Here is a 19,706-nt window from a genome sequence, read left to right as displayed (position 1 = left end):
CCCCACATGACGAGCACCCTCACCGCCCACGACGCGTGGCGCACCGCGCGCGAGCAGACCCTCCGCGAGCCGCACGGCTGGTTGTCCCTGACCGCGCTGCACTGGCTCGACGACGGTGACGGTGCCGTCCCCGGGCTGCCCGGGACCTGGCGCGCCGCGGGTCCCGACGAGGTCGCGGTCACCGCCGTCGCGGACGACGGGATCGTGCTGCCCGGCGCGACCGGCCCGCTCGACGGCACCGCGCACGTCCGGCCCGTCGACGGCGCCCCCGGCGTGATGGTCACCGTGGGGGAGCGGGTGGTCGAGATCGCGCGGCGCACCGACGCGTGGGCGCTGCGCGTGCGCGACCCGCAGGCCCGCACCCGGACCGCGTTCACCGGGGTACCCGCCTGGCCCTACGACCCGGCCGCCGTCGTCGACGCCGTGTTCACCCCCTACGACGCGCCGCGGACGGTGACGGTCGACGCCGTCGTCGCCGGGGTGCAGCACTTCCCGACCGCGGTCGGCGAGGTCGCGTTCACCTGGGCCGGTGCTCCGCAGCGGCTCGTGGCGCTGGCCGGGAAGGACGGCGGCCTGTCGCTGCACTTCCGCGACGCCACCTCCGGGGACACCACCTACGGCGGCGGCCGCATCCTGCGCACCGACGACCCGGCGCCGGACGGGACGCTGGAGGTGGACCTGAACCGGGTGGTGAACCTGCCGTGCGCGTTCACCGCCCACGCCACCTGCCCGCTGCCGCCCGCCGGGAACGCCCTGGACGTGGCCGTCGAGGCGGGGGAGATGAGCCCGCTGCGGCCCGACCTCGCCTGAGGCCCCCGGTCCTGCCGCGGTGAGGGGGAGTTGCAACCTCCCCGCAACCGGTGTCGTGGATCACGCGGGTGGTGTTCACTCACCTCCGTTGCCCCGACGACCGCGGCAGGACGGCGAGCGCCGCCCCGGTCGTGGCGAACCGCTCGCAGGAGGTGCCCGTGACCACCACGCAGGAGAAGACGGCGGCACGCACGACCGCGGAGGGTTGGCTCACCGCCTTCGCCGACGCCCTGTCCGCCCGCGACATCGACCGCGCCGTCGCGCTGTTCGCCGACGAGAGCTACTGGCGCGACCTGGTCGCGTTCACCTGGAACCTGAAGACCGTCGAGCATCACGACGGCGTCCGCGACCTGCTCGAGAACACCCTCGACGGGACCGACCCGTCGCACTGGGAGATCTCCGCGGAGCCGACCGAGGCCGGCGGTGTCACCGACGTGTGGTTCACCTTCGAGACCGCCGTCGGGCGCGGCTCCGGGCACGCCCGCCTCGTCGACGGGAAGGCCTGGACGTTCCTCACCACCCTCGACGAGTTGAAGGGGCACGAGGAGCCCCGCGGCGAGAACCGGCCGTTCGGCACCGAACACGGCGCCAACCCGGACCGGGTCACCTGGAAGGAGCGCCGCGAGGCCGAGCTGGCCGAGCTGGGGCGCACCCGCGACCCCGAGGTCGTGATCATCGGCGGCGGCCAGGGCGGTATCGCGCTGGGCGCCCGGCTGCGCCAGCTCGGCGTCGACACGATCATCGTCGAGCGCAACGAGCGGCCCGGCGACTCGTGGCGCAAGCGCTACAAGAGCCTCGCCCTGCACGACCCGGTCTGGTACGACCACCTGCCGTACCTGAAGTTCCCGGACAACTGGCCGGTGTTCGCGCCGAAGGACAAGATCGGCGACTGGCTGGAGTTCTACACGCGGATCATGGAGCTGAACTACTGGGGCTCCACCACCGCGCGCAGCGCCGAGTTCGACGAGGCGTCCGGCCGATGGAGCGTCGTCGTCGACAAGGCGGGCGAGCAGATCACCCTGCGCCCGCGCCAGCTCGTGATCGCGCTCGGCGTCTCCGGCAAGCCGAACATCCCCGACTTCCCGGGCCGGGAGCAGTTCCGGGGCGAGGTGCAGCACTCGTCGCAGCACCCCGGCCCGGACGCCTACCGGGGCAAGAAGGTCGTGGTCATCGGGTCGAACAACTCCGCGTTCGACATCTGCGGTTCGCTGTGGGAGGTCGGCGCCGACGTCACCATGGTGCAGCGCTCGTCCACCCACATCATCAAGTCCGACACGCTGATGGAGTACGGCCTCGGGGACCTCTACTCCGAGCGCGCGGTCAAGGCGGGCGTCGACACCCACACCGCCGACATGATCTTCGCGTCGCTGCCGTACCGGATCATGCACACGTTCCAGAAGCCCGCCTACGACAAGGCCCGCGAGGTCGACGCGGACTACTACCGGCGGCTGGAGGAGGCCGGGTTCGAGCTGGACTTCGGCGACGACGACTCCGGCCTGTTCATGAAGTACCTGCGCCGTGGCTCGGGCTACTACATCGACGTCGGTGCCGCCGAGCTCGTCGCCGACGGCAAGGTGAAGCTGGTCCGCGGGCAGATGCAGGAGTTCACCGAGAAGGGGGTGCGGCTCGCCGACGGCACCGAGCTCGACGCCGACCTCGTCGTGTTCGCGACCGGCTACCGGTCGATGAACGGCCTCGCCGCCGACATCGTCGGCCAGGACGTCGCGGACAAGGTGGGCAAGGTGTGGGGCCTGGGCTCGGAGACGACCAAGGACCCCGGTCCGTGGGAGGGCGAGCAGCGCAACATGTGGAAGCCCACCCAGCAGCAGAACCTGTGGTTCCACGGCGGCAACCTGCACCAGAGCCGGTTCTACTCGCTGTACCTGGCGTTGCAGCTCAAGGCGCGTGAGGCGGGCATCGACACCCCCGTCTACGCGCTGCAGGAGCGCCACCACCTCTCCTGACCGCCGAGCGGGAGAGACCTGTCGGGGACGGTCACCGCCGCACTACGGTGCGGTGGTGACCGTCCCCGACATCGCGGTGCAGGCCGCGCGGGCGCTGTGGGCCGAGCTCGAACCGGTCCACGACGTCGTGTACTTCGCCCCCGAGGCGCGGGCGGCCGCCGAGGCGGCCGGGTTCCGCGGGTTCTGGCGCGGCTACTTCGCGATGCGCGCCGCCCCGCTGGGGCCGGTGGGCGCGGCTCCGGTGACGGCCGCGTTCCACGGCTTCCACCCGTCGATGGTCGCCCGTGCGCTGCCCGGGGTCTGGTCGCCGGGGTCCCCCGACGGGGCGCTCGCGGCCCGGCTCGCCGGTTCCGCCGCCGCGCTGCGCCGGTCCGGGCTCGACGGCGCCGGCCCGGCCGCCGACCCGGCCGCGCTGCACCGGGCCGCGGAGCTCGCCTGGGCCGCCGCCGGGGAGGTCGACGTCGACGGCCGCGTCCTCGCCGCCGCGAACGCCGCGCTGCCCCGCCCCGACGGCGACCTCGAGACCCTCTGGCAGGCGACGACGACGCTGCGCGAGCACCGCGGGGACGGTCACGTCGCGGTCCTGGTCGCGCGGGGTGTCGGCCCGGTCGCCGCGCACCACCTCAAGATCGCCGCCGGGGAGACCGACGGCGAGTGGCTGCGCACCGCCCGCGGCGTCGACCCGGACGCCTGGGCGGCCGGCGCGGAGGACCTGCGGGCCCGCGGCTGGGTCGACGCCAACGGCGCGCTCACCGCCGCCGGCGCCGACGAGCACGACGAGATCGAACGGCTCACCGACCGGGCCGCCGCCCGCCCGTGGGGCGCACTCGGCCCGGAACGGACCGCCGAGCTCGCCGCGCTGCTGGCGCCGATGGCGACGGCGGTGCTCGCCGCCGGGGACGTGCCCGTACACGGCCCGGTCGGGCTCGTCCGGGACGGCCGGTGAGGACCGCCACGACGGTCGAGGCCTCCGGCGGTGACTGGCGCGAGACCGTCGAGTTCGTCGTCGAGGCCGAGAAGCTGGGCCTCGACGACTGCTGGGTCGCCGAGGCGTGGGGGTCCGACGCGCCGTCCGCGCTGGGCTACCTCGCCGCCCGCACCGGACGCATCCGGCTCGGTTCCGGGGTGATCCAGGTCGGCACCCGCTCGCCGGTCGCGATCGCCCAGGCCGCGCTGACCCTGCACGACATGTCGCAGGGACGGTTCCTGCTCGGGCTCGGCCCGTCCGGCCCCCAGGTCATCGAGGGCCTGCACGGGGTGCCGTTCGCCCGCCCGCTCACCCGGCTGCGCGAGACGATCGAGGTGGTCCGGGCCGCCTGCGCGGGGGAGCGCATCGCCTACGACGGCGAGACCGTCGCGATCCCGCTGCCCGGCGGACAGGGCCGCCCGATGCGGCTGTCGACCACGCCGGTGCCGGACCTGCCGGTGTTCGTCGCCGCGCTGTCCCCGCGGATGCTGGAGCTCACCGGGCGGGTCGCCGACGGCTGGCTGGGCACGAGCTTCGTCCCCGAGGGTGCCGACGCCTACCTCGCCCACCTCGACACCGGTCTGCGCGCCGCCGGGCGGGACCGGTCCGCGATCGAGGTCTGCCAGGGCGCCGAGGTCGCCTTCGCCACCGACGAGGCCGACCAGGCGGCGATGGTCGACGCCCGCCGCCCCGGCATCGCGTTCAGCCTCGGCGGGATGGGCACCGCGGAGCGGAACTTCTACTTCGACGCCTACCGCCGCCAGGGCTGGGGCGAGCGGGCCGACGCCGTCCGCGCCGCCTGGCAGGGCGGGGACCGGGCCGGCGCCGCGGCCCTGGTGACCGACGAGATGGTGCTGGGGACGACGCTGGTCGGCACCGAGGAACGGGTCGCCGCGCGGTTGCGGGACTGGGCCGCCGCCGGCGTCGGCACCGTCCGGCTCTACCCGGCGGGGGAGACCCTCGACGAGCGCCTCACCACGCTGGCGCGGGCCGTGGAGCTGGCCCGCGCCGCGGGGTGATCACACGTCGGCGGCGCGCTTCTCGGCGAACCGGCGCCACGCCGTCCAGACCAGGCCGGCGAGGAGCAGCAGGTACAGCACGACGGTGATCGGGCTCGACACCAGCACCGCCGGGTCGTTGTCGGAGTTGCCCATCGCGTCGCGCAGCGAGTACTCCGCCAGCGGCCCGAGGATCACCGCGATCAGCACCGGCGCGACGGGGATGTCGTAGAGCCGCATCGCCAGCCCGAGCACGCCCACCACCAGCATGATCACCAGGTCGACCTGGCTCGCCCCGGAGGCGTACACGCCGAACGCGGCGAACACCGCGATGCCCGCGTACAGGTAGGACTTCGGGACCCGCAGCAGCTGCGCCCACAGCGGCGCGAACGGCAGGTTGAGGATCAGCAGCACGATCATCGCCAGGAAGAACCCGGCGAGCAGTGCCCACACGATGTCCCCGGAGCGCTCCAGCAGCAACGGGCCCGGCTGCAGGCCGTACTGCTGGAACGCGGCGAGCAGGATCGCCGCCGTCGCGGAGGTGGGCAGGCCGAGCGCGAGCAGCGCGCCCATCGCGGTGCCCGCGGTGGCGTTGCCCGCGGCCTCCGGCGCCGCGACGCCCTCGATGGCGCCCTTCCCGAAGGTCGGCTCGGCCTTGCGCCGGTCGAGCCTGCGCTCGGTCCCGTAGGCCAGGAACGTCGGCACCTCGGCGCCACCGGCCGGGATGACACCGAACGGGACGCCGATCGCCGTGCCGCGCAGCCACGCGGGCAGCGCCTGGCGGAACTCGGCCTTCGACAGCCACCACCGGCCGGTCGGCATGACGGCGCTGGTCTCCTCGGCCCGGCCGACCTTCGCGGCCTGGCTGAACACCTCGCCCAGCGCCAGCAGCGACACCGTGATCACGACGATCGAGACGCCGTCGAGCAGCGGGGAGAAGCCGAAAGAGAACCGGGGTGTGCCGGTCGGCTGGTCGATCCCGACCAGGGCCAGGGTCAGGCCGATCGCGAGCGCGGCGACGCCGCGGATCGCGGAGTCGGCGACGACGGCGGAGATCGCGACGAAGGCGAACACGGCGAGTGCGAGGAACTCGGCGGGGCCGAACCCGGTGGCGAGCCGGGCGAGGGTCGGGGCGAAGAACACCACCAGCGCCGAGGCGACCATGCCGCCGATGAACGCGCCGATCGCGCCGGTGGCCAGCGCCTGGGCGGCCTTGCCGCGCAGCGCCATCCGATGCCCCTCGAAGGTGCTGGCGATGGCGGTCGAGTTGCCGGGGGTGTTCATGAGGAACCCGGCGATGGAGTCGCCGAACAGGCCACCGAAGTAGATGCCGGTGAACATGATCAGCGCACTGGTCGGCTCGAGGACGAAGGTCAGCGGCAGCAGCAGCGCCACGGCCATCGCCGAGCCCAGCCCCGGCAGGACCCCGACCGCGGTGCCCATCAGCGCACCGAGGAACACGAACAGCAGCGCGGAGGGGCTGAGGACGTGGGCGAAGCCGCCGAGCAGGTTGGTCAGTTGTTCCACGGGTCAGAACCCTCCGACGAAGCCGGCGGGCAGCGAGATCCCGAGCAGCATGCTGAACACGACCTGGACCGCCGAGGACACGGCGAGCCCGCCGAGCGCCATCGCGGGCCAGCGCCGGTTGCCCAGGGCGGCGGCGACGGTGACGAACAGCCCGGTCGCGGACAGGATCCACCCCAGGTAGGGCAGGACGACGATGAACGCGGCCACGCCGCCGACCGCGGTCAGCACGGCCGGGGCGTTCACCCCGGTGTCGGCCGGCGCGTCCCCGCCGGCGGCGCCCTCGACGTCGCCGTCACCGGTGGCCGCCGCGGCCGGGGCCGGGGCGTCGAACTCCGGCCGTGGCCGCAGGATGTCGAACGCCAGCAGCGCCGCGACCACGTAGCACAGGATCGCGACGATCCACGGCATGGTGGTCGGGCCGAACAGGCCGCCGTCTCCGACGACCCGCATGGTCAGCGTGCCGTAGGTCAGGAAGACCCCCAGCGCGGCGAGGATCGCGGGCACGACGAGCGCGCCCCGGGACAGGTGTGCAGGACGGCCGCTCATGCCAGCCCCAGCTCCTTCAGAAGGTCGTCGATGCGGGCCTGTTCGGAGACCAGATAGCGGTCGTAGTCCTCGCCGTAGGTCTCGCTGCGCACCCAGCGGTTGCGGGTCACGGCCTCGCCCCAGGACTCGGTCCCGACCATCTCGCGGGCGATCTGCTCCAGCTCCGCGCGGGCCTCGGGGGTGATCCCGGCGGGGGCGACGAGCCCGCGCCAGTTGACGAGGTCGACCTCGGGCATGCCCAGCTCGTCCATGGTCGGGGCGTCGACGCCCTGCAGGCGTTCGGGCGCGACGACCGCCAGCACCCGCAGCTGCCCGGACTCCACCAGGTCGCGGAAGTCGTTGTAGCCGGAGATCCCGACGCCGACGGTGCCGGCCGCGGTCGACAGCAGGCTCAGCGTGAGTTCGCCGCCGCCGGGGTGCGGGGTGTAGACCATCCGCTCGACGGGGATGTCGCGGGCCTGCGCGAGCTGGGCGGCGACCATGTGGTCGATGCCGCCCGCCGAGCCGCCGCCGATCGGTAGCGCGGCCGGGTTCGCGGCCCAGGCGGTGAGCATGTCGTCGAGCGTGCGGAACGGTGACTCGGCCGGGACCGCGACGACCTCGAAGTCCTCCGCGAGCCGGGCGATCGGCGTCGTGTCCTGCAGGCTGAGCGCGCTGCCGGACTGGCTGATCCCGCCGAGCATGACGGTGCCGGTGACCATCATGGTGGTCTCCTCGCCGGCGAGACCGGCGAGCTGGTTGAGGCCGATGGTCCCGGCGGCACCGGGGATGTTGACCACCTGCACGGTGTTCACGATGTTCCCGGTGCGCATGGCCTGCTGCGCCTCGCGGGCGACCAGGTCCCAGCCGCCACCGGCGGCCGCGGGGGCGATGAGGGTGAGGTTGGAGCGCGCCGCCTGTCCCTCCCCGGACCGGGCGGCGTCGGCGAAGGCGGTCACCGCGAGTGCGGCGACGAGGACGATTCCCAGGGCTGCGATGACCTGCCGTCGTGGCATGGGGGCAGACGTTGGCACACGTCCGCTCCGTCCTCCATGGTCCGGATCGGAAACTCTACGATCTCTGTGACCACAACGAACTTTTCTCCGGTATGTCCGTTCGGCGTGGTTAGTCTCCGTCCCGTCCGCGAACGCCTGATGGGGAGCGACATGACGATCTGTGTGGCCTACGGCCCGACGCCCGAGGGCGACGCCGCCCTGGACCTGGCGGTCCGCGAGTCCCGGCTGCGGGGCGCCCCGCTGACGGTGCTGGCCACCGGCCGCCAGGAGCTGTTCGACGCCGACGGCACCGGGACCCACGACCACGCCTCGCTCGAGGTGACCATCGGGTCGCGGCTCGCCGGGCTGCGCGCCGAGGGTGACCCGACCACCGCGGTGCGCGTCGTCGACGACGGCGGCGACCCCGCCGAGGCGATCCTCGACCTGGCCGCGCAGGAGGACGCGCAGCTGCTCGTGGTCGGGGTGAGGCGGCGCAGCCCGGTCGGCAAGCTGCTCACCGGCAGCACCGCGCAGCGGATCATCCTGGACTCCCCGATCCCGGTCCTCGTGACCCACGCGGCGCGCTCGTAGGCTCGGCTTTCCCCAGGTCAGGCGCGCCTCACCGGGTGTCGGACGGATCACGAACGGGTGTGGGCGTCCCGAGGGCGGGGCACTCCCGGTACATCCCGAACCGACATCGGAAGGAGCGGTGGGCACCATGGCCACCCCGATCACCAGCCCGCTCGACAGCGGCGCCACCGACATCACCGGCGGCGTGCTGCAGGAGACCCTCGTCGACCTCGTCGACCTGTCCCTGGTCGCGAAGCAGGCGCATTGGAACCTCGTCGGCAGGCAGTTCCGCGACATCCACCTGCACCTCGACGAGCTCGTCGACCTGGCCCGCGAGCACGGAGACTCGGTCGCCGAGCGGGCCGCCGCGATCGGCGTCGCCCCCGACGGTCGCGCGAAGACCGTCGGCCGCGACACGGGGCTGCCCGAGTACCCGGCGGGCTACGTGTCCGACTCCGACACCGTGCTCACCATCTCGGCGACCGTCGACGCCGCCGTCGACCGGCTGCGTCCGCGCATCGAGCAGGCCGGCAAGGCCGACCCGCTCACCGAGGACCTGCTCATCGAGCTGGGGCGCGCGCTGGAGGAGGCCCGCTGGATGTGGCAGGCGCAGGCCGCCGGCTACCGCGGCGAGGTCTGAGCAGCACCCGCACGACCACCGGCCCCGGGCGTCCCCACCACGACGTCCGGGGCCGTCGTGTGTCCGGGGTCGTGGTCTCCGGGGTCCGGCTCAGCGCACCGCTGTCGCGGCCGCGGTGACCGTGGCCCGCCAGATCGCCATCGCCGCCCAGAGCACGAACACCCCGACCGGCAGGGGCAGGGCGTCGGGGAGGTCCGCACCGTAGGACGGCCGTAGCCCGCCGGTCCGCCACACCCGCCCGGCCTCGTTGACCGCGTCGGCCGTGGTGAGCAGGGCGAAGCGGCGCCCGATCCCGGAACCGGTGAGCCGGTAGGTCAGGTCGCCGAGCTCGACGGTCCACCGCGGGCGGGAGAGCGGCCCGTCCGGGTGGTCGACCGATCGCTGGATGTGCGCCCGGATGTCGCCCTCCAGCGCGAACCGGGCGATCCCCTCCGACCGCAGCGCGTAGGGGTGTCCGTCGATGACGAGGTCCCGGTGGGAGTGCCAGGCCCGCGCGCTCCACCCGGTGACGGCCCGGCCGTCGGCGGTGACCTCGTAGCGCACACGGAGCAGGCCCGCCGGGGTGGAGGTCGCACGCAGCTGCACCCGCCCAGCGTGCCACCGGCGCCGCCGCCGCGGGAGGATCACGCGGTGAACCGTGCGGTGGTCCTCGCATTGCTGGCCGCGTGCGCCGGGGTGGTGGACGTCTGGGCCGTGGTCGCACTGGGCGGCGCGTTCGCCGGTGTCGTCACCGGCAACCTCGTGACGGCCGGGTACGCCCTCGCCGTCGCCGAGCCGGCCCGGCTGCTGCCGCCTGCGGTCGCGGTGGCCGGGTTCGTCGTCGGCGTCGCGCTGTGGTCGCTGCTGCGACGCCGGTGGCCGACGGCGGTGTCGGTCCCGCTCGTCGCCGAGCTGGCGGTGCTCGTCGTGCTCGCGGTGGCCTGGCCGCTCGCCCCGGGCGCGACGCTCCCGCTGCTCGCCGGCGCCGCACTGGCGATGGGCGGGCAGAGCAGCGTCGCGCAGCTGCTCGGACAGTCCACGACGTACATGACCGGCACGCTGACCGGCGCCGTGTCCGACCTGGCCACCGGCGACGGGCGGCGGTGGCCGGCGCTGCGCCAGCTCGCGGCGATCGTGCTCGGCGCCGTCGCCGGCGGGCTGCTCCTGGCGCACCTGCCGGCCGTCGTCCCGGCGCTGGCGGCACTGCTCGCCGCGGCCGCGGTCGTGGTCCGTGCCGTCGGGGGACCGGCGGGTGTAGGATGATCCGGTGGGGCCCACCGCCCCGCAGGACGACGACGTCGAAGGAGCACCGACCGTGCCGCTGCATCCGCAGGTGGAAGCCCTCCTGAACCTCATGGCCGAGCAGGGCGGGGCGCCGCCGGAGACCATGACCGTCGCGCAGAACCGCGCGATGATCCGGGAGATGGCCGCGGTGTCCGGTCCGCCCGAGCCGGTCGCGGCGGTCCGCGACGACCGCGCCGGCGACGTACCGGTGCGCATCTACAGGCCCGAGGGCACCGGCCCGTTCCCGGTCCTGGTCTTCTACCACGGCGGCGGCTGGGTGATCGGCGACCTCGACAGCCACGACCCGGTCTGCCGGTCGCTGGCCAACCGGTCCGGCGCCGTCGTCGTCGCGGTCGACTACCGGCTCGCCCCCGAGCACCGGTTCCCGGCCGCCGTCGACGACGCCGTCGCCGCCCTGGAGTGGGTGCACGCCCACGCCGCGGAGTTCGACGGCGACCCGTCCCGCATCGCCGTCGGTGGCGACTCCGCGGGCGGGAACCTCTCGGCCGTCGTCGCCCAGCACGCCCGCGACCACGGCCCCGCCCTGCGGTTCCAGCTGCTGGTCTACCCGGCCGTCGACGCCGCCGACCAGAGCCCGTCGATGACCGAGAACGCCCAGGGCCCGCTGCTGACCGTCGCCGGGATCGAGTGGTTCATGGGCCACTACCTCACCGGCGAGCAGGACGCCCTGGACCCGCGCATGTCCCCGGCCCGCACCACCGACCTGTCCGGGCTGCCGCCCGCGCTGGTCGTCACCGCCGAGTTCGACCCGCTCCGTGACCAGGGCGCCGCCTACGCCGCAGCGCTGAACGCCGCGGGCGTGAAGACGGAGCTGCGCGAGTCGCCGGGCATGATCCACGGGTTCCTGCAGTTCGGTGCCGCGATCGACGACAGCCGCGCCCTGCTCGACGAGGCGGGAGCAGCCCTGCGCGCCGCCCTGGCCTGACCCGGTGCGCCCTCACCCCGGGGTTGCCCCCAGGGGCACTTTCGTGGCTTAGAGGGCTACGAGGGTGACCCTGGGAGCAGCCCGGGCGGGGTGGGGGTGGCCGGCCACGCAGCGGCGTGGGAATGCGGGCCCCGGGCCGGTCGTTGCCGATGCTCAGTAGGCCGTCCGACCCGAGGAGCACCGTGCCCCGCCTGTCCCCGCCGGTGGCGTTCGCCGTCGTCGCAGCGACGTTCGTCTGGTTCCTCGCCGCGTCGTCCGCGCCGTCCCCGCTCTACGTCGTCTACCAGGAGCGGTTCGCGTTCACCGAGTTCACGCTGACCACGGTGTTCGCGGTCTACGTCCTCGCGCTGATCGCCGCCCTGCTCGTGGCCGGGTCGCTGTCCGACCACATCGGACGCAAACCGGTGCTGCTCGGTGCGATCGCGCTGGAGGTCGTGTCCCTGGTGCTGTTCCTGCTGGCCGACGGCGTCGGCTGGCTGCTCGTCGCGCGCGTCGTCCAGGGCGTCGCGACCGGTGCGGCGACGGCGACGCTGCCCGCGACGCTGGTCGACCTCGCCGCCCGCGGTGACCGGCCGGACCGGGCGGGTGCGATCAACGGGACCGCTCCGCTCGCCGGGCTGGCGCTCGGTGCGCTCGGCTGCGGCCTGCTCGTCGAGTACGCGCCCGCCCCGACCCGCCTGGTCTGGGCGCTGCTGGTCGCCGGCCTGGTCCTGGCGGCCGTGCTGGTCGCGCTGATCCCGGAGACGATCGACCGTCGGCCCGGGGCGCTCGGATCGCTGCGGCCGCGGGTCGGGGTGCCGCCACGGGTGCGGGCCGGCTTCGTCGCGATCGTGCCGATCCTGCTGGCCAGCTGGGCGCTCGGCGGGCTCTACCTGTCGCTCGGGGGCTCGGTCGTCGCGCAGGTGTTCGGGGTGCACGACCACCTGGTCGGCGGGCTCACCGTCGTCGCGCTCGTCGGGACCGGCGCGGTGACGGCGTTCGCGCTGCGCGGGCGGGTGCCGTCGACGCTGCTCGTCCCGGCGGCCGGGCTGCTGGCCGCCGGCACCGTCGTCACCCTGGCCGGGGTGTCGACCGGGCTGCTCGCGCTCGCCGCCGTCGGTGCGGTCGTCGCCGGGCTCGGATTCGGTGCGGCCGCCTACGCCACGTTCGGGACGATGTCCACGCTCGCGGCCCCGCACGAGCGCGGCGAGCTGTTCGCCGCCCTCTACACACTGGCCTACCTGGCGTTCTCGGTGCCGGCGATGGTCGCGGGCGTCGCCGCGACGCTGGGGGAGCTGCGCCCCACGGCGCTGGTGTACGGCGGCGTCGTCGCGCTGCTGGCCGTCGTCGCGGCCGTGCTGGGCCGCCGTGTGCCGGTTCCCGCGACCGGAGAACCGGTCCCCGCGCCGACCTGCGGAGCCTGATCGGCGGACGGCGCGAGCGGTATGCGTTACCCCATCCGTCGGTGAACGCGGGCAGGCGACCACTCGTCGCGTACTCCGCGGTGGGCGGGTGTCACGGGTTGTGACCGATGGTCTCGGCGTGGTTACGGTGTCGGCCGCTCCGGGTCCTCCCCGCACTCTGGCCCGGGCGGTACCTGCTCCCCGAGGTAGAGGAACGACCATGGCTGGACGACACCGCAAACCCACCGAGACCGGCCGCCAGGTCGCCCGGATCAGCGCGTTCGCCGCGATGGCGGCCGCCCCGCTGGGCGTCGCCGGGACCGCCTCGGCGGCCGAGTCGACCTCGTCGGCCCCGTCGGCCCCGTCCGTCGAGCGCTCGGCCACCTGGGAGAAGCTCGCGCACTGCGAGAGCACCGGCAACTGGGACGCCGACACCGGCAACGGCTTCAAGGGCGGCCTGCAGTTCACGCCGTCGACCTGGAAGGAGTTCGGCGGCCGCCAGTACGCGCCGAGCGCGGAGCAGGCCACCAAGGCCCAGCAGATCGAGATCGCGAAGAAGGTGCAGGACGAGCAGGGCTGGAAGGCCTGGCCGGCCTGCACCAAGAAGCTCGGCTGGCGCTGACCCGCCACACTGGCCGCATGGATCTGGACGCGGTACGGCGGATCGTCGCCGAGGACTCCGGGCTGTGCACCGTGGCGGTCGTACGCGCCGACGGCCGCCCGCACACCTCGCTGGTCAACGCCGGTGTGCTCGACCACCCCGTCACCGGCGCCCCGGTGGCCGCCTACGTCACCTATGGCCCCGTCAAGCTGACGGCGTTGCGTGCGCGACCCGCGACGTCGCTGCACTGGCGGGCCGGGTGGCGCTGGGTGGCCGTCGAGGGCAGCTCGGAGATCATCGGGCCGGACGACCCGCGGGACGGCGTCGACGTACCGCAGCTCCTCCGGGACGTGTTCGTCGCGTGCGGCGGGACCCACGACGACTGGGCCGAGTACGACCGGGTGATGGCCGAGCAGCGGCGGGCCGCGGTGCTCGTCGTGCCGGAGCGGGTGGTCGGGAACCACTGACCGGACGACCCACTGCCTGATTTCCACTTGCCTGTCCGGTACGTCACGCGGTGCGATGGTCCGCGTGAGGATGTCGTGACGGCCGGGCAACCCGGCCCGCAGCCGGTCGGCCCGCTCGGGACGGCGGAACGCGCACCGGCGCCGGACCTCGCCCGCGGGGCGATGCTGTTGCTCATCGCGCTCGCGAACACACCGTTCTACCTGTACGGACGGGCCCACTCCGAGGCCGGTTTCCACCCGGTCGAGGGTTCGCCCGTCGACCGGGTCGTGCAGGCCGCGCTGATCATCGGCGTGGACATGCGGGTGTACCCGATGTTCGCATTCCTGTTCGGGTACGGCCTCGCGGTGATCCGTCGGCGGCAGGCCGAGGCCGGGGTGCCGGACGCCCGGGCCTTCGCGGTGCTCCGCCGCCGCAACCTGTGGTTGATCGCGTTCGGTCTCGTGCACGCCCTGCTGCTGTGGGGTGGCGACGTCCTGGGCGCGTACGGCCTGTGCGGGCTGGTGCTGACCTGGCTGTTCCTGCGACGTTCCGACCGGACCCTGCTGGTGTGGTCGGCGCTGGGCACCGTCGTCCTCACGGCGTTCGCCGCGTTCTCGCTCTACGGTGCCTGGGCGGTCGTCGTCGAGGGAGTGCCGGTGCAGGGCGGAGGGCTCCCCGCCTTCGTGACCGCGAGCGCCTCGGCCACCGACCCGCTCACGGCGGCGCTGGACCGGATGCTGCTGTGGCCGTTCATCGTGCTCGGCCAAGGACTGTTCGGGATCGCGGTACCGGTTGCGATGCTCCTCGGGGTCTGGGCCGCCCGGCGCAGGGTGCTGGAACGGCCGGCCGAGCACCGGCGGCTGCTGTGGCCGGCGGCCGTCCTGGGGATCGCGGTCGGCTGGCTCGGCGGGCTGCCGCACGCGCTCGCCCACGTCGGCGTGCTGCCGGAGCTCGGCACGGTCGTCTGGGCGTTCACCGCCGTACAGATGGTCACCGGGTTGGTGTGCGGGATCGGTTACGTCGCGGTGTTCGGTCTGCTCGCCGCCCGGCTCGAGGGGCGGCCACCGGGGCGGGTCGCGTCGGCGGTGACCGCGCTCGGCAGGCGGTCGATGACCGGCTATCTGGGACAGTCCGTGCTGTGCGCGCCGGTCCTCGCGGCCTGGGGGCTCGGGGTGGGTGGGCTGCTGGGTAGCGCCGGGATGGCCGTCTACGCGGTCGGGGTGTGGACGGTGACTGTCGCTGTCGCCGTCGCACTCGAACGGGCCGGTCGTACGGGCCCGGCCGAGCAACTGCTGCGGCGGCTGGTGTACCGGCCGGGGCGGTGACCCGGCGGTCGGGCGCGGCCATCGGTACCCGACCGCGGACCCGGCGGAACCGCCGCGGCCCGGGCCTCGTCCAAGCCGCATGACCACCTACGCCCACGACCCGGTCGCCTCGACGATCGTCGCCTGCTGGCCCACCGGCGACGGCGCCGTCGCCTGCCGGGCCGCCCGCGTCCCGAAGGCCCTCGACCACTCCCTGGCCCGCCGCACCGCAAAGGCGCTGAGCGCCCTGTCGACGCACCTGTGGGCCGCCTACGCCGACCAGGCCGCCCACGAGCTCGACCCGGCGGCGCTCGCCGCGGCCGTGCGGCACCCGAACCAGCCGGTCGGGGACCTGCTGCGCGTCATGGAGGACGGCTGTGCCGAGACCGCGCACCTGCTGGGCCGGATCGTGGCGCGGGCACCGGGACGGGCGTTCCGCGACGCCGTCGTCGCCGACGTCCGCGCCGAGACCGACGCCGTCCTCGACGCCGACGACGGCGTCCTCACCGGACGCTCCGCCCAGGCCGTCGTCCACCCCCGGAGCGACGCCCCGGCCGAGCAGCTCCTCGTCGCCCACGCGCTGCTGCACGACGACCCGCTCGGCCCGCCCGCGATCGTGACGTCGGTCGAGCCGAACGCGGCCGCCGTCGCGACCCTGCGCTGGCTGCGGGCCTCGGCCGTGCTCGTCGCGGAGCGGGTCGGGCACACGGTGCCCGACGTCGTCGCGCTCGCCGAGGCGATCGGGCACGAGGACCTCCCGGTGGCCCGGCACGTGCTGTGCACCCTGGCCGGGGTCGGTGAGGAGGAGGTGGTCCTCGACCTGCTCCAGGAGGCCGTCCTGGCCCGCCAGGGCTGGTTCATCGTGTGCCCGGAGCAGCCACCGCATCCCGAGGAGGGCCACCGGGCGGTCTCGACCGTGCTGGACCCGCTCGACCCGGCGTCGTGCCTGCTCGACGGCCTGGTCCGCGGGCTGCACGGCTGTTTCCGGGTGTGGCTCGACGACGTCGTGGCCCGGGAGACCCCCGGCACCGACCCGCGGCTGGTCGGGACCGCCCGGACCGCGGCGCTGCGCCTGCGCTACACCGACGAGGTGCGGCGCTCGGTCCGGGCGGGCCGCTGAGCGGCTCGGCCGGCGACGACCGGCCCGGCGACCACCGGCCGTCACCGGGGCGCGGCTGGAGGATCACGCCGTTCCGGGCCGGCGCCCCGCGAGCATCTGTACCGCGGTCCCGGCGACGGGCAGCACCAGCAGCAGCGCGAGTGCCGCGCTCAGCCCGACGACGGCGGCGAACCCGCCGATCACCGCCGCCCCGATCCCGGCGCCGGTGAGGAAGCACAGCGTCGCCACCCCGATCGCGCCGCTGCGCCGGTCCTGCGGCACCGCCGTGCCGACGGCGGCGATCATCGCGGGCTGCCCGGTGCCGAACGCCAGCGTCACCAGCATCGGCGCGAGCGCCAGCACCCACGGCAGGTGGCTCGCCACCCCGGCCACGGCCACGACCAGCCCGACGACGGTCGTCGCGCAGGCGCACGTCAGGGTCTGCCGCGGCCCGATCCGGGCCTGCAGGAACGCCGACGCCGCCGGGCACGCCAACGCCACCACCGCCGACGGCACCAGCACCAGCCCGGTGGCCAGTGGGCTCCAGCCGCGCTCGGCGAGCTCCAGCGGGATGCCCAGCAGCAGGGCGAACCAGCTGGCCGGCACCGCCGAGGCGCACAGCGAGCTGCGCACCACCGTCGCGTTGCCGACCACCCCGCGCGGCAGGAACCCGTCGGGCCGGGCCCGCACCCACAGCGCCGTCACCGGGACGCCGACCGCGAGCAGCACCCCACCGGCGACGGCCGCGACCGCACCCGCGCTGGGCGACTGCACCAGCAGCACCAGTCCGGACACCGCCGTCGCGACGATCGCCGCACCCACCAGGTCCACCCGGGCGCCGTCGCCGCGGACCACCGAGTGCCGCCACAGGTAGGGGACCGCGAGCAGCGCCAGCACCGGCAGCGCGACCGCGGCCCGCCAGCCGCCCACCGTCGTCAGCGCCCCGCCGATCAGCGGGCCGAGCGCGGACAGCGCGGCCGAGATCCCGGCCAGCCGCCCGAGCACGCCGCCGCGTCGTTCCGGCGGGGTCCTGGCGGACAGCAGCGCCGAGGCGAGCACCGGGACCGAGGCCGCGCCCAGCCCCTGCACGATCCGGGCGGCCATCAGCAGGCCGAAGCTCGGCGCGGCCGCCGCGGCGAGCGCTCCCAGCCCGAGCAGGCCCACCCCGACACACAGCGGCACCCGGATGCCGACGGCGTCGGCGAGCCGTCCGTGCACCGGCGTCGCGACGGCCAGCGCGACCGCGTACCCGCTCACCATCCAGGTCGCGACCGCGGTGTCGACGCCGAGCCCGTCGGCGAGCAACGGCAACGCGACCGTCACCCCCGACGTCGAGGTGCCGGCGAGGCCGAAGAGGAGTCCGAGCACGATCGACAGGAGCACGCGACGATCCTCACCCGCCCGGGCGACCGGTGCACCGTGATTCGCTGTGAACCGTGCCGAACCGACCCGTCATCCGCCCGGCGACCGCCGAGGACGCCGACGCCTGCGCCGCCGTCTACGCCCCCTACGTCCGGGACACCGCGATCAGCTTCGAGGCCGAGCCGCCGGGCCCGGTGGAGATGGCCGAGCGGATCGCCGCCGCCCGCGAACGCCACGCCTGGCTGGTCGCCGTCGGCCCCGGCGGTGAGGTGCTCGGCTACGCCTACGGCGGGCCGTGGAAGTCCCGCGAGGCCTACGCGTGGACCTGCGAGGTCTCGGTCTACCTGGCCCCGTCGGCGCAGGGGCGGGGGCTGGGCCGGGCGCTGTACGAGGCGCTGTTCGCCGAACTCGTCGCGCGCGGCATGGTCGTCGCCGTGGCCGGGATGACCGTGCCGAACGAGGCGAGCGCCGCGCTGCACCGCGTCCTGGGGTTCAGCGAGGTCGGGACGTTCCGCGGTGTCGGCTGGAAGCACGGGGCGTGGCGCGACGTGACCTGGTTCCGGCGGGCGCTGGTCGAGGCGCCGCCGGACGGCCCCCGGGACTGACACCGCCGGGCGCGTGCGAGGATCACCGCCCGTTGCGCCCCGCACCGTTCCGGCCCACCGGCCGGGATCGGCGCCGGCGCGCCCCGCCCGTGACCCGGGCCGGGGGAGCGGTACCGCACGGGGAGCACCATGGACGGCCTGCGCCGTGAACTCGACGGACGCCAGATCGGCATGATCGCCGTGGGCGGCGCGATCGGCACCGGGCTGTTCCTCGGCTCCGGGCTCGCCATCTCCATCGCCGGGCCGGCGGTGATCGTCGCCTACGTCGTCGCCGCCGTCGTCGCGCTGGTCCTGGCCTACGCGTTGGCCGAGATGGTGGTGCGCCACCCCGAGGCCGGGGGATTCGGGCCCATCACCCAGCGCTACCTCGGGCACGGTGCCGGGTTCGTGCAGCGCTGGATGTACTGGGCGGCGCAGGTCGTGAACATCGGCAGCGAGGTCGTCGCGGCCGGGCTCTACCTGACGTTCTGGTATCCCGACCTGCCGCTGTGGATCCCGGTCGTCGGGTTCTCGGTGGTGATGCTCGCGGTCAACGCGGGCGCGGTCCGCTTCTTCGGCGAGACCGAGTACTGGTTCGCGATGATCAAGGTCGTGACGATCGTGGCGTTCATCGTCGTCGGCCTCGTCGCGATCGTGTTCGGTCTGCCCGGGCAGCAGCCCGTGGGCCTCGGCGCGCTCACCGCGCACGGCGGGTTCGCCCCGAACGGCCTCGGCGCGATCTGGCTCGCCCTGACCGTGGTGACGTTCTCGTTCCTCGGCACCGAGGCCGTCGCCGTCACCGCGGCCGAGTCCTCGGACCCGGTCCGCGACATCCCGCGCGCGGCCCGGCGCACCGTGGTGCGCCTCGCGGTCTTCTACGTCGGGGCGATGCTGGTGGTGGTGACCCTGCTGCCGTGGAACACCGTGACGACCGGCGACGACGTCACCGAGTCGCCGTTCGTCCGCCTGTTCGCCCTGGCCGGGGTGCCCGCGGCGGCCGCGGTGATGAACGCCGTGGTGCTGACCGCGGCGCTGTCGGCGATGAACACGAACCTCTACGTGACCGCGCGCATGACCTACTCGCTGGCCCGCGACGGCTACGCGCCCCGTTCGCTCGCCCGGGTCAACCGGCACGGCGCCCCGCAGCGGGCGCTCGCGCTGTCCGCCGTCGGCCTGGCGCTCGCCTCGCTGGTCTCGGTGTTCGCCGAGGCCACCGCCTTCCCGCTGCTCGTCGGGCTGGCCCTGTTCGGGGCGCTGGTGACCTGGCTGCTGATCTTCGCCGCGCACCTGGCGTTCCGCCGGTCCGGCGCGGGGCAGGAGTCCCCGGTACGGCTGTGGGTCGCCCCGTACACGACCGTCGCGGCGATGCTGTTCGTCGCCGCGGTGCTGGCGACGACGCCGTTCACCACCCAGTTCGCGACGGCGGCACAGGCGGGCGTGCCCTTCCTGGCCCTGCTCGTCGTGGTCTACCTGGTGGTGCGGCGCCGCCGCCGGCGGGTCACGCCTTCTTCAGTTCCGAGTGGAGCTTGAGGACGGTCTGGCCGTCCTCCTGCTCGAGCACGTAGGCGGGTTGTCCTCGGTCCCGTTGCGGGACTGCTTCGACCCGTCGATGGTCTTCTCGATGCGGTCGGTGGAGTGGTCCACGACCTTGCCGGTCGGGGTGCCGTTGCCCCAGTTCCACGCGACCCACGTGCCCTTGGCGAACTTCTGCGTCATGGGACC

General features: G+C 74.6%; 21 protein-coding genes. 15 read left to right on the top strand and 6 right to left on the bottom strand.

The annotated features are described in order from the left end of the window. Positions 1 to 6: 6 nt before the first annotated feature. The 4 genes from MTO91_RS17665 (at position 7) to MTO91_RS17650 (ending at position 4,760) form a co-directional block, all read left to right on the top strand. A complete protein-coding gene (locus MTO91_RS17665) occupies positions 7 to 810 on the top strand; it encodes a DUF1684 domain-containing protein (protein WP_253068727.1) in 804 nt (267 codons plus the stop codon). A 158-nt stretch (positions 811 to 968) separates the two neighbouring features. Further along, positions 969 to 2,774, top strand: a complete 1,806-nt coding sequence (locus MTO91_RS17660; protein WP_073574430.1) for an NAD(P)/FAD-dependent oxidoreductase — start codon at positions 969 to 971, stop codon at positions 2,772 to 2,774. Positions 2,775 to 2,829: 55 nt separating this feature from the next. Beyond that, complete coding sequence (locus MTO91_RS17655; RefSeq protein WP_476651953.1) at positions 2,830 to 3,720, top strand: SCO6745 family protein; 891 nt, start codon at positions 2,830 to 2,832, stop codon at positions 3,718 to 3,720. Next, entirely contained in the window at positions 3,717 to 4,760 is a 1,044-nt protein-coding gene (locus tag MTO91_RS17650; protein ID WP_100878122.1) for an LLM class flavin-dependent oxidoreductase, read from the top strand. The genes MTO91_RS17655 and MTO91_RS17650 overlap by 4 nt, the downstream gene beginning before the upstream one ends. On the opposite strand, the gene MTO91_RS17645 is transcribed toward MTO91_RS17650, so the two are convergent. The 3 genes from MTO91_RS17645 to MTO91_RS17635 are packed head-to-tail and all read right to left on the bottom strand — an operon-like array spanning position 4,761 to position 7,807. Beyond that, positions 4,761 to 6,266 (bottom strand): tripartite tricarboxylate transporter permease, encoded by a 1,506-nt coding sequence (locus tag MTO91_RS17645; RefSeq protein WP_179762362.1) that lies wholly within the window; start codon positions 6,264 to 6,266, stop codon positions 4,761 to 4,763. It abuts the gene before it with no gap. A 3-nt stretch (positions 6,267 to 6,269) separates the two neighbouring features. Next, positions 6,270 to 6,812, bottom strand: coding sequence for a tripartite tricarboxylate transporter TctB family protein (locus tag MTO91_RS17640; RefSeq protein ID WP_179762363.1), 543 nt, complete (start codon positions 6,810 to 6,812; stop codon positions 6,270 to 6,272). Then, positions 6,809 to 7,807 carry a Bug family tripartite tricarboxylate transporter substrate binding protein gene (locus MTO91_RS17635; RefSeq protein WP_357458306.1) on the bottom strand — a complete coding sequence of 333 codons (999 nt, stop codon included), beginning with the start codon at positions 7,805 to 7,807 and terminating at the stop codon, positions 6,809 to 6,811. Before MTO91_RS17635 ends, MTO91_RS17640 begins: the two co-directional genes overlap by 4 nt. Before the next feature lie 150 nt (positions 7,808 to 7,957). Between MTO91_RS17635 and MTO91_RS17630 the strand changes: the two genes are divergently transcribed. Together MTO91_RS17630 and MTO91_RS17625 are read left to right on the top strand one after the other, a co-directional pair. Further along, positions 7,958 to 8,377, top strand: coding sequence for a universal stress protein (locus tag MTO91_RS17630; RefSeq protein ID WP_073574428.1), 420 nt, complete (start codon positions 7,958 to 7,960; stop codon positions 8,375 to 8,377). 127 nt (positions 8,378 to 8,504) lie between these two features. Beyond that, positions 8,505 to 8,996, top strand: coding sequence for a Dps family protein (locus MTO91_RS17625; RefSeq protein ID WP_161152388.1), 492 nt, complete (start codon positions 8,505 to 8,507; stop codon positions 8,994 to 8,996). Positions 8,997 to 9,086: 90 nt separating this feature from the next. On the opposite strand, the gene MTO91_RS17620 is transcribed toward MTO91_RS17625, so the two are convergent. Beyond that, positions 9,087 to 9,581 (bottom strand): hypothetical protein, encoded by a 495-nt coding sequence (locus MTO91_RS17620; RefSeq protein ID WP_161152389.1) that lies wholly within the window; start codon positions 9,579 to 9,581, stop codon positions 9,087 to 9,089. 45 nt (positions 9,582 to 9,626) lie between these two features. On the opposite strand from MTO91_RS17620, the gene MTO91_RS17615 reads away from it, so the two are divergent. The 7 genes from MTO91_RS17615 (at position 9,627) to MTO91_RS17585 (ending at position 16,059) form a co-directional block, all read left to right on the top strand. Beyond that, positions 9,627 to 10,238, top strand: coding sequence for a DUF1275 family protein (locus tag MTO91_RS17615; RefSeq protein ID WP_476651951.1), 612 nt, complete (start codon positions 9,627 to 9,629; stop codon positions 10,236 to 10,238). Between the two features lie 91 nt (positions 10,239 to 10,329). After that, entirely contained in the window at positions 10,330 to 11,205 is an 876-nt protein-coding gene (locus MTO91_RS17610) for an alpha/beta hydrolase (RefSeq protein ID WP_476654909.1), read from the top strand. 182 nt (positions 11,206 to 11,387) lie between these two features. After that, the gene (locus MTO91_RS17605; protein ID WP_253067827.1) at positions 11,388 to 12,608 is read left to right on the top strand and encodes an MFS transporter; all 1,221 of its coding nucleotides are present in this window, start codon (positions 11,388 to 11,390) and stop codon (positions 12,606 to 12,608) included. 199 nt (positions 12,609 to 12,807) lie between these two features. Then, entirely contained in the window at positions 12,808 to 13,209 is a 402-nt protein-coding gene (locus MTO91_RS17600) for a transglycosylase family protein (protein WP_100878118.1), read from the top strand. A gap of 17 nt (positions 13,210 to 13,226) precedes the next feature. Continuing rightward, complete coding sequence (locus MTO91_RS17595) at positions 13,227 to 13,655, top strand: pyridoxamine 5'-phosphate oxidase family protein (RefSeq protein ID WP_476651949.1); 429 nt, start codon at positions 13,227 to 13,229, stop codon at positions 13,653 to 13,655. Positions 13,656 to 13,730: 75 nt separating this feature from the next. Next, positions 13,731 to 14,960: a DUF418 domain-containing protein gene (locus MTO91_RS17590; RefSeq protein ID WP_476651948.1), complete on the top strand. Its 1,230-nt coding sequence runs from the start codon at positions 13,731 to 13,733 to the stop codon at positions 14,958 to 14,960. A 79-nt stretch (positions 14,961 to 15,039) separates the two neighbouring features. Continuing rightward, a complete protein-coding gene (locus MTO91_RS17585; protein WP_476651946.1) occupies positions 15,040 to 16,059 on the top strand; it encodes a hypothetical protein in 1,020 nt (339 codons plus the stop codon). A 63-nt stretch (positions 16,060 to 16,122) separates the two neighbouring features. Here the strand turns inward: MTO91_RS17585 and MTO91_RS17580 are convergent, their stop codons facing one another. Next, complete coding sequence (locus MTO91_RS17580; protein WP_379673366.1) at positions 16,123 to 17,421, bottom strand: MFS transporter; 1,299 nt, start codon at positions 17,419 to 17,421, stop codon at positions 16,123 to 16,125. Between the two features lie 53 nt (positions 17,422 to 17,474). Between MTO91_RS17580 and MTO91_RS17575 the strand changes: the two genes are divergently transcribed. Next, positions 17,475 to 18,005 carry an N-acetyltransferase family protein gene (locus tag MTO91_RS17575; RefSeq protein ID WP_476651945.1) on the top strand — a complete coding sequence of 177 codons (531 nt, stop codon included), beginning with the start codon at positions 17,475 to 17,477 and terminating at the stop codon, positions 18,003 to 18,005. Positions 18,006 to 18,134: 129 nt separating this feature from the next. Next, positions 18,135 to 19,514 (top strand): amino acid permease, encoded by a 1,380-nt coding sequence (locus tag MTO91_RS17570; protein WP_476651943.1) that lies wholly within the window; start codon positions 18,135 to 18,137, stop codon positions 19,512 to 19,514. Here MTO91_RS17570 and MTO91_RS17565 read toward each other — a convergent pair. Further along, a complete protein-coding gene (locus tag MTO91_RS17565; protein ID WP_476651941.1) occupies positions 19,494 to 19,700 on the bottom strand; it encodes a hypervirulence associated TUDOR domain-containing protein in 207 nt (68 codons plus the stop codon). The genes MTO91_RS17570 and MTO91_RS17565 overlap by 21 nt on opposite strands. Between the last annotated feature and the right edge of the window lie 6 nt (positions 19,701 to 19,706).

The organism is Pseudonocardia sp. 2-7, assembly GCF_056341085.1.
Note: the sequence above shows the minus strand (reverse complement) of the source record. Positions and strands in the feature narration are given on the sequence as shown.